Genomic DNA, 9,470 nt, shown 5'->3' on the forward strand with positions numbered 1-9,470 from the left:
ACCCCGGCCTTGCTGCCAAATCCACCGCCCACCAGCGGCGCGATCACCCGCATTCGGCTCTGGGAGATCCCCATCGACTGGGCGATGAGATTGCGCTGCGCGAACGGCGATTGGGAACTGCCCCACAGCGTGATCTCCCCGGACTCTTCCACTCGGGCCACGGCGACATGAGGCTCGATGGGCACGTGTTGAATGTGGGGAATCCGGTACTTGCGCTCGACGATGGCGGCGCACTGGCCCCAGGCGCTGTCGACATCCCCCCTGCGGATCTTGAAGTGATTGGAGATGTTCGTCCCCGGCTTGGGGAAGATGAAGTTGGCGACCACGTACTGGCCCAGATCGGGATGAAGCAGCGCCGCGCTGGGGAGGGTGCCCAGTTCAGGGTCCAGGACCGGCTCGAGCACTTCGTAGTCCACGTCGATCAGGTCGAGGGCGTTCTGGGCGATCTCTTCGCTGATGGCGGCCACCCCCGCCACTGGATCACCGGCGTAGCGCACGCGGTCGCGGCAGAAGATGTACCGGTCCTGCAGATACAACCCGATATAGCCGGGGAAGTCCTCGCCGGTGACGACAGCCTTCACGCCGGGCAGGGCGCGGGCGCGGGCCGTGTCGATCTTCCGGATAAGGGCGTGCGGAATGGGACTGCGCTTGATGCGAGCGTGCAGCAGCGAATCCCCGAACTGGATGTCATCAGCAAAGACCGCCGCGCCGGTCACCTTCTGGCGGGCGTCTATGCGGGGAGCGTTCTCGCCGATGGGGCTGGGCGTGGGTTGTGAGCCGGCGCTCTTCATGCATTCTCTCCCGTCTGGCCACACGAATCAGGCCAGGCCGATCCTTTGGGTCAGCCGGCGGCCGACTGCATTCTGGCCGCTTCCTTGACGCTCTCGATGATGCGCACATATCCCGTGCAGCGGCACAAGTTGCCAACCAGCGCCTCGCGGATCTCATCCTCTCCCGGGTTCGGGTTCCGCTGCAGCAGCGCGTGCGCGGAGATCAGGATGCCCGGCGTGCAGAACCCGCACTGCACGCCCCCCTGACGGAGGATGGCTTCCTGAACGGGGGCCAGCCGTTCTTCGCTGGCCAGCCCCTCCACGGTGACGATCCGGGCTCCGTCACATTCGACTGCCAATACCATGCAGCTGTTGACCGGCTCCCCGTTCAGCAGCACCGTACACGCGCCGCACTCGCCGGCCGAACACCCGTTCTTGGTGCCGGTCAGCGCCAGCTTCTCCCGCAGCATGCGCATGAGCGTCATGTTGGCGGGGACGGCCACCTGTTCCGGCTCACCATTGATGGTGACGTGGATCTCGTGAAGTGCCATAGGTCCCTCGAAGGATGGCTGGCGAGGCGGGTTCGTCCGCTTGAGAACCAACCCGTCAGCCGGTCAGTTGGGTCCAGACCTGCGCAAGCGCTGTGGCCGACAGGTTCCGGACCATCAGCTTGCGGTACCGGGCGCTTCCGCGCACGTCGTCAATCGGCGAGCAGGCGTCGGCCGCCAGCCGCGCCGCTTCATGCAGCGACTCGGGCGTGATGGGGTGACTTGCCAGGTATGCTTCTGCCTCGACAGGTACGAGGGGTACAGGGGCGACCGAGGCCAGGGCTAGGCGAAAGCGGTGGCCGGATGGGCAGCTCGCGTCCGGGTGGCCAAGAGCCGTCACTCCGACAATCGATAGGTCGCTCAGTTGATTGCGTCCCAGCTTGAGATACATCCCCGCACATCCCTTTGGCGGGAGGGGAAAGTGGATTGCCGTCACGACATCACCCGGTTCGAGCCTGGTCTTGCCAGGGCCGAGGAAGAATGATTCTAGCCGTTCCTGGCGCGGGCCATTTACCCCATAGACGTGCAGCACTCCATCGAGTGCCAGGCATGCCCCAATCGTATCCCCAGCGGGGGAGGCGTTGCAGAGGTTGCCAACAACGGTCGCCCGGGTGCGCAGCGGGTAGCTGGCGACGGAGCGGCATGCCTCGGCCAGCAGGGGGTAGTGGGTCCGCACCTCGGCGGATGCGATCACCCGATTCATACTGACGGCGGCACCGAGTGTGAGGCCGGCCTTCGGGTCAAAATGCAGATCATTCGTCCCTTCCAGCCCCTTGACATCCACCAGGAAGCGGGGGGTCAGGAATCCGTCCCGCATGCGAACCAGGACATCCGTTCCTCCCAGGAACGGACGGGCTTCCCCGGGATGGCGGGCAAGGAACTCGCTGGCTTCGGCCGGCGTACGGGGCCGGAGGTAGTCAAACTCAGGAAGCGTCGGATGGGTGTTCATGGTTCTGACATCTTCCTTCTCACAGAGAGATCGAATTCGCAAAGGGTTCGCCGAAGGGGTCTCACCCTCCGCTCGAAATGGCATGCTGAGAATAGCATGGACGCATGGTCTGAACCATAAGCAGAATACCAGAACTCCGCCATCACTCTTTCTTGTAGGGAAGCCCCAGAGCTTCGGGCTTGGCGGCACCCCATCGGGAACTGAACCACTTCGTGGACATCAGCACCAGGACTGCAATGGTGATGATGAAGGGCACGGTCCTCCAGATATACCTGGACAGCACGCCGGGCAGGATCAGCTGAGGATTGAGCGAGAGCTGCCACAAGGTGCCGAACAGGATGGAACCACCGAAGAGGATGAAGGGATTCCACATGGAGAAGAAGACCAGCGCGAGCGCAATGAAGCCCCAGCCCAACAGGAAGTTGATGCTCCATACGGGATTGTAGTCCAGGGAGTAGATCGCCCCCGCAAGGCCCATGAGCATTCCGCTGACAACGACGCTCAGGTAGCGGGTCCGGGTGACGTTGACGCCGGAAACTTCGGTGACCGAGGGGCTTTCTCCCGCCGATCGTATCCGCAGTCCCAGGGTGGTCTTTGAGAACACCCACCAGGTCAGGACCACCAGCCCGATGGCGAGGAAGAAGAAGGGCGAAAGACCCGCCAGGTCGGGAATCCTCTCCATGCCCAGCGGCCCCGTGTAGGGGTAACCGATGTAGGCCGTCAGTCCGAAGCCCAGGATCCAGATCCCCATGCCGTTCACGACCTGGTCGCCCCCCAGGGTGATGGAGAGGAAGCCGTGCAGCGCGGCGATGAGGCCTCCAATGACAATGGCCGCCAGGAATCCGAGGAGATAGCTCCCGGAGGTCTTGGCCACAATGAACCCCACGGTGGCCCCGAAGAGCATCACGCCTTCGATGCCAACGTTGAGGATGCCCGAGCGCTGTCCGATCAACTCCCCGAGCGCCGCAATCGTGAAGATCGTCGAGGCGTTCAGGCTTCTCGCCGCAAACTCCCACATCCTATGGCTCCCTTTCCATCTTCTTCCAGACGATGGTGTTGCGATAGAAGAACTGGAAGGCGACGAGGGTGATCATCAGTACCCCGAGCAGGGCGTAATCGATGCCGTACCCCAGCTGTAGCTGTCCCTGGACGAACCGGCCTCCGTTGGTCAGCCCGCCGAAGAGCAGAGCGATAGGAATGGCCGCCAGAGGGTTTCCCTGGGAGATCAGCCCGCAAATGATCCCGTAGAAGGACAGGTCGCCGAAGTCACCGTAGTTCAAGGGGATCTTGTAGACACCGGGGACGGCGGCGAAGTAGTGAAATCCGGCGAGGCCGGCAAACATCCCGCCCAGGATGAACACCAGCAGCGGGACCTTGTGCGGGCTGATGCCCGCGTACTTGGCCGCCGACGGGCTCAGGCCGAAGGCCTTGATCTGATAGCCCAGGGTGGTCTTAGCAAACATGAAGTACAGCAGCGCCGCCAATCCCAGGGCAATAGGGATGGTGAAGGTCCCTCCCAAGGCCATGGGCGGGTAGATCGACTCCGACAACTTGAACCCTTCGCCTTCCCCGCCCCCGCCCATGAAGGGGCCTCCCTCCTTGATCATGTAAGCGATCAGCCAGAAGACGATCGAATTCAGCATCATGGACACGACGATCTCGTTCGTGTTGAACCACCCCTTGAGGAAGCCCGGGATGGCTCCGATCACTGCCCCCCCCAGGAGCGCCCCGAGCATCATCAGGGCAATGATGATCCCCGGCGGCAGGGTCGGGTTCTGGGATCCCTTGGCGCCGAGGGCCAGCGCCACGGCGAAGGCGACCAACGCGCCGCCGTAGAGCTGGCCGGCCATGCCGATGTTCCACAGTCCGGCCCTCATCGGGACGATAAAAGCGCAAGTGCACAGCAGGATGAAGATCGATCGGTTGATCGTCAGGGGTAGCCCGAACTGGTTGGCAAAGGCATAGGAAAAGATGGCCCGATAGCCAGTCAGCGGATGAACTCCGTCCTGGAGGAAGATCAGGCCCATCAGCGCCAGGCCGGTGAGAATCGCGAGCAGCGAGATGGTCGTCGCCTCCCAGCCGGTGACCCTCACCTTCTTCTCGAGCTTCACCTCATAGCTGCCGAGCTTCATGGGTCTACACCTTCTGCTTCAAACCGGCCATCATGGCTCCGATGTCCTCTCGCCTGGCCTGTTTGATCGGGATGATGCCCATGAACTCGCCCTCGTAGATTGGGGCCACGCGATCGCTCAGCGACAGGACCTCCTCAAGGTCCTCCGAGATGAGCAGAATGGCAGCGTGCTGGCGCTTCGCATCCAGCAGCTTGTTCTGGACGAACTCGGTGGCTCCCACATCCAGCCCCTGGCTGGGAAGGTTGGCGATGATGAGCCGCGGCTTGCGGGACAGCACGCGCGCCAGGATAAGCTTCTGAAGGTTGCCGCCGGACAGGCTCTTGGCCGTGCTATCCGGACCGCGCGTGACGATGCCGTATTCGGAGATGAGTTCTTCGGTGAGCTTGCGCGTCTTCTGGGAATCCACGATCCCCCAACGGGAGAAGGCGCCGTCAAAGTGGTAGTTCATCAGGACGTTGTCGACCAGGGAGTAGTCGCCGATCGAACCCACATCGATCCGGTCCGAGGGGATGTAGCCCATGCCGTTCTTCCATCGCTCCAGACTGCCGGACCGGGTGATGTTGATCCCGTCCATCGATATGCTGCCGGCCACGGCCTTGCGCAGCCCCGCCAGCACCTCGGCCAGGACCTGCTGTCCGTTCCCGGAAACCCCGGCAATGCCGAAGATCTCGCCTTCATGCACGCAGAAGGAGACGCCCTGCAAGGCCAGGAGCCCTTTGTCGTTCAAGGCGAAGAGGTTGTCCACCTCGAGAATGGGCTTGCCCTGCTCGACCTCCACATGCTCCAGCCGGAAGATCACTTCGCGGCCTACCATTTCCTGGGCCAGACTGTTCTCGGTTGCTTCCGCCGTGCGAAGGCGGGCGGTGACCTTGCCCCGCCGTAAGACCGTAACCCGCTGGCTGATGGTCAGCACGATAGGCAGCTTGTGGGTGATGAACGGGACGAGGGCGAGATCGTCTCCGGTCATGATGCGGATCGACGCCAGGAGCTTCTCCGTTTCCGGAGGCGCCAGGGCGGAAGTGGGCTCATCCAGGATGAGGATCCGGGCGCCTCGATACAGGGTCTTCAGGATTTCCACGGTCTGCTTTTCGCCCTCCGACAATTGCCAGACCTTCGCCTTGAGGTCGATCTTGAAGCCGTATCGGTCGCACAGCTCCGCAATCTCGTCTCGGAACCTCTTCAGGTCAGGGATCCTCCCCGCTTTGGGGTGACCCAGGATGATGTTCTCGATGACCGTGTGAGCGGGGATCAGCTTGCGGTTCTGGTGAACCATCCCGATGCCAAGGTGAATGGCGTCGAGGGGCGAGCGGAAGGTCACCTTCTCCCCGTGAACGTAGATCTCGCCTTCGTCAGGCTGGAGCAGCCCGAACAGGATCTTCATCAGGGTGGTCTTTCCGGCGCCGTTCTCACCCAGGATGGCGTGGATCTCACCCGCTCGGATCTCAAAGTCGATGTGGTCATTGGCGAGGACGCCGGGGAATCGCTTGGTGATTCCCTTCGCCTCCAGGACGGTATCGCCGCGTTTCACGGGTTGGATGGGCATGGTCTCAACCTATTGCCTGCCGCTGGTTCTTGCCTGGCCACCTTCGTCGGTCACGCACTCGGAGATCCGGATCCACGCGCCCAGGCCGATCGCGGGCGCATCGGGGTGGCAGCCCCGGACGAACCCATCGGGCAGCATATCGACCCCGCTGAAGCGCGAGGCTCTCGTCCCGAGGGTCGCTCCCGCAGGACGAGAGCCTCACTTGCCTGTGACTAGCCGTCACACGTCATGCGAACCGACACACCCAGCTACTTCAGGATGGTCGTTCCTTGCAGATCGAAGTTGAACTGGGACAGCAGCCACTCGGTGGTCGCAGCCACGCCGGCGGCCTTGACCACGGTGCCCGCGGCCGGGATCGGCAAGCCCTCCATCTCCAAGCCTGTTCCGTTGCTCACGAATTCGTGCTCCGTGAACGGATCCCACTCACCCTTCATCATCTGATCGCGTCGCTGCGTGACGAGGTCGATGATCTCCTGCGGGATGGACGGGAGCGCCGCCGGGCTGATGGCGTCGACACCGATCTTGCCGTCGTTCATCAGGTCAACGGTCGGTTCCACGGTGCCGTCGGCCAGGGTCATCGTCGTCTCCATGCCCGGATACAGGATGGTCTCCGGCGCCTTGTTGCCGGCCAGGTAGTCCAGGACCATCTGCTCGTAGATGATCTCCCAGCGCGTGTCGAACGATACGGCGACGGTGTCCGTGTCAGACCAGCCGTATTCACCCACAATGTCCATGTCCTTGCCCACGAACCAGACGCCCTTCTCCTTGGCAACGTCCATGGTGGAGCTCGAGTCGGTCTGCTGGGTCAGGACATCTACTTTATAGGTGTCGACCAACGTCTCGGCAATTGCTCGCTCATCGGCGGGCAGGTACCAGTTGCCGGCGTACTTGACGTAGACGGTGATCTTCTTGTTGAGCATCGCAGCCGCATCCTGCACACCCAGGATGAAGCCGGCCTGGCGCCGGATCACCTGCACGCACGGGAAGGCGGAGGTGATGCCGATGTTGCCGGTCTGGGTCAGCGCCCCTGCGATCAGCCCTTCCAGGTACAGGGCCTGGTACTGCTTGGGGAAGAACCGAATGAAGTTCGGCGTGGTCGACAGGTCGCTGGCGATGACGGACGCGAAGTACACGTTCGGGTACTTGTCGGCGATGTCCTTCAGAGGAAGTCCCATGAACTCCGCATTGCCGACGACGATGTTGGCGCCGCTGGCGATCAGCTCCTCGGCGAACGGATTGGTCTGATCGGGGGCGACATTCTCGCGGAAGACGTACGTGACGTTCGGGTACTTCTCCGCGATGCGCTTGCCGGCCCGGTCTTGGGCTCCGGACCAGGTGGTACCGGCGATGACGCTGAAGTGCTCAATCGCCAAGGTGATCTTCATCGGTTCCGCGGTTGGCTGAACGACCTCTACCGTGGGCTGCTCGACCGCAACCGTGGGTTGCTCGACCGGGGGCGCGGCCGTGGGCGTAGCCGCGGGCGCACAGGACCCCAGCAGCATGCTGGCGATCAAGAGCAGTGCGGCGAACACGAACGAGTTCTTGGGCTTCATCAATTCCTCCCTCGCGAACATCTGAGAATGGAGACGGATGGTGGAGAGGCGGAGCGTGGTCGATTATCGATGGGCCAATGACCTCCCTTCGCTGATCTCATCCTATGCCGTTCATGTTGGGCGTGACCGTAGTCGGCACGGGCTATGGCCTGGTTCCGGCCCACCGCGAGGCCGACTGCCGTGCCTTCGATAGTACAGGCATATGGCCGAAACTGCCAACCGCAGGGTGCGGCTTCATGCGGCAGTTCCCCTGCTGGCTGCCGACACTAGTGCGCTGCGCTCCGCGCCTGCAACGTTTCATTCAGCTTGCCCAGGGCCTGGTCAATCATGCCCCGGCTCACCGAATCGAACAGGCGCTGGCCTACGCTGGCGACCCTTCCGCCAATCTGCACTTCACCGGTGTATTTCATCAAGGTTTTGCCCTGGCCCTGGTCCGTCATGTCGATGTTCCCGACACCCTTGACAAACCCGACCTTTCCCTTGCCCTCCACCGTCAGGGTGCAGCTGGCAGGCGGCACCTCGTTCGTGACCGATAGCTGGCCGGCAAAAGCTCCCGAGATAGGGCCGACCCGGATTCCGATCTCGCCTTCGTACTCATGCTCTCCCGTCTTGCGCACGCTCGGCGATCCCGGCATGCATGTCGCCAGGACCTGTGGATCCCGCACCAGCTCCCACAGGATCTCGCGCGGGCCGTCAAAAGTGTACTGACCTTCGATCTTCATCCAGCCTCCTTCCGGATCAAGAGTTCATACAGGCGGTTCGGGCTGAGGGGACTTTCCAGGATCTCCAGCCCCCGATCGGCCAGCGCGTTCTCGATGGCCTGGGCGAAGAGGGCGGGCACCGGGATCGTCCCCGCCTCACCGACTCCCTTGGTGCCCAGTTCGTTCAGGGGGGAGCGGGTTTCCACATGGCCCACCTCGATGCGCGGCATCTCCGTCGCTGACGGGATCAGGTAGTCCGCAAAGGAGGCGTTCAGCAGCTGTCCGTTCTCGTCGAAGTGCAGCTTCTCGTAGTAGGCGTTGCCGATGCCGAAGGATACGCCCCCATGGATCTGGCCCTCCAGGATCAGGGGGTTGAGCACCGTGCCGCAATCCTCGACCGTGACGTAGCGCTTGATCTCGATCATCATCGTTTCCGGATCGATCTCGAGGATCATGGCGTGCGTTCCAAAGGCCGTGGCGCCGTAGCGCGGGCCGAAGTAGGCCGTGGCTTCCAGGCCAGGTTCGGTGCCCGGCTCGACCGCCCCTCGCAGGGGATTGGCCAGCGAGGCCAGTTCGGCCAGGCTGATGGACTTGTGGGGGATATCCGCCACCCGGACCCTGCCCCCGTCAAGCTCCAGCTCGTCCATGGGTGTGTCCAGCTGCTTGCTGGCCAGCTCCAGCACCTTGCGGCGCACGATCACGGCTGCGGCGTGGATGGCGTTGCCGGCCACGACGGCCCCGCGGCTGGCGAAGGTTCCGGTTCCCCAGTGGAACTCGGCCGTGTCGCCGGACACAATCCGCACATCGCTCACCGCCACCCCGAGCTGATCGGCCACGACCTGGGCGAAGACCGTGAAGTGGCCCTGTCCCTGGGTGCCGACCCCGGTGGCGACGAAGATCTTGCCGCTGGCCTCGACCGTCACACGGGCGCCTTCGTAGGGACCCACGCCGGTCGACTCGATGAAGGGCGCGATCCCAATGCCCACGTGCTTGCCCTCCTTCCGAAGCCGGGGTTGCTCGTCGCGCACGAACTTCTCGTAGCCGATCATCTCCAGAGCCTTCTGCATCACGGGCCAGTAGTTGCCGCTGTCCAGGATGAGCGGCGCAAAGGCCTGGTCGATGATCCCGTGCTCGTAGGGAAAAGCATCCGGAGGAATAAGATTGCGCTTGCGGATTTCTACCAGATCAATTCCCAACTCTTTGGAAGCGATATCGAGTAGGCGCTCTATGATGTAGATGCCTTGAGGCCGCCCGGCTCCCCGAACGGGAGTGAC

Annotated in this window: 9 protein-coding genes; all 9 read right to left on the bottom strand. The window is 62.9% G+C overall.

Going from position 1 to position 9,470, the window contains the following annotated elements:
* Positions 1 to 791, bottom strand: a 791-nt coding sequence (locus tag MUO23_00070; protein MCJ7511345.1) for a molybdopterin-dependent oxidoreductase, incomplete at its 3' end; no start/stop codon positions are given.
* Between the two features lie 50 nt (positions 792 to 841).
* Positions 842 to 1,321, bottom strand: a complete 480-nt coding sequence (locus tag MUO23_00075) for a (2Fe-2S)-binding protein (protein ID MCJ7511346.1) — start codon at positions 1,319 to 1,321, stop codon at positions 842 to 844.
* A gap of 55 nt (positions 1,322 to 1,376) precedes the next feature.
* Positions 1,377 to 2,267: a xanthine dehydrogenase family protein subunit M gene (locus MUO23_00080; protein MCJ7511347.1), complete on the bottom strand. Its 891-nt coding sequence runs from the start codon at positions 2,265 to 2,267 to the stop codon at positions 1,377 to 1,379.
* A gap of 142 nt (positions 2,268 to 2,409) precedes the next feature.
* Complete coding sequence (locus tag MUO23_00085) at positions 2,410 to 3,285, bottom strand: ABC transporter permease (protein MCJ7511348.1); 876 nt, start codon at positions 3,283 to 3,285, stop codon at positions 2,410 to 2,412.
* 1 nt (position 3,286) lies between these two features.
* On the bottom strand, positions 3,287 to 4,399 hold the full coding sequence (locus tag MUO23_00090) for an ABC transporter permease (protein ID MCJ7511349.1): 1,113 nt from the start codon (positions 4,397 to 4,399) through the stop codon (positions 3,287 to 3,289).
* A gap of 4 nt (positions 4,400 to 4,403) precedes the next feature.
* Entirely contained in the window at positions 4,404 to 5,942 is a 1,539-nt protein-coding gene (locus MUO23_00095) for an ABC transporter ATP-binding protein (GenBank protein ID MCJ7511350.1), read from the bottom strand.
* A gap of 248 nt (positions 5,943 to 6,190) precedes the next feature.
* Positions 6,191 to 7,495: a BMP family ABC transporter substrate-binding protein gene (locus MUO23_00100; GenBank protein MCJ7511351.1), complete on the bottom strand. Its 1,305-nt coding sequence runs from the start codon at positions 7,493 to 7,495 to the stop codon at positions 6,191 to 6,193.
* 266 nt (positions 7,496 to 7,761) lie between these two features.
* Positions 7,762 to 8,217, bottom strand: coding sequence for a carbon monoxide dehydrogenase subunit G (locus MUO23_00105; GenBank protein ID MCJ7511352.1), 456 nt, complete (start codon positions 8,215 to 8,217; stop codon positions 7,762 to 7,764).
* Positions 8,214 to 9,470, bottom strand: a 1,257-nt coding sequence (locus MUO23_00110) for a molybdopterin-dependent oxidoreductase (protein MCJ7511353.1), incomplete at its 5' end; no start/stop codon positions are given. The genes MUO23_00110 and MUO23_00105, both read right to left, overlap by 4 nt.

This window comes from Anaerolineales bacterium (assembly GCA_022866145.1).
Taxonomy (GTDB): Bacteria; Chloroflexota; Anaerolineae; order Anaerolineales; family E44-bin32; genus PFL42.

What these genes read in the sequence shown, in the direction of transcription:
- MUO23_00075 (MCJ7511346.1), bottom strand. Translation starts at nt 1,321, where the DNA reads ATGGCACTTCACGAGATCCACGTCACCATCAATGGTGAGCCGGAACAG.
- MUO23_00080 (MCJ7511347.1), bottom strand. Translation starts at nt 2,267, where the DNA reads ATGAACACCCATCCGACGCTTCCTGAGTTTGACTACCTCCGGCCCCGT.
- MUO23_00085 (MCJ7511348.1), bottom strand. Translation starts at nt 3,285, where the DNA reads ATGTGGGAGTTTGCGGCGAGAAGCCTGAACGCCTCGACGATCTTCACG.
- MUO23_00090 (MCJ7511349.1), bottom strand. Translation starts at nt 4,399, where the DNA reads ATGAAGCTCGGCAGCTATGAGGTGAAGCTCGAGAAGAAGGTGAGGGTC.
- MUO23_00095 (MCJ7511350.1), bottom strand. Translation starts at nt 5,942, where the DNA reads ATGCCCATCCAACCCGTGAAACGCGGCGATACCGTCCTGGAGGCGAAG.
- MUO23_00100 (MCJ7511351.1), bottom strand. Translation starts at nt 7,495, where the DNA reads ATGAAGCCCAAGAACTCGTTCGTGTTCGCCGCACTGCTCTTGATCGCC.
- MUO23_00105 (MCJ7511352.1), bottom strand. Translation starts at nt 8,217, where the DNA reads ATGAAGATCGAAGGTCAGTACACTTTTGACGGCCCGCGCGAGATCCTG.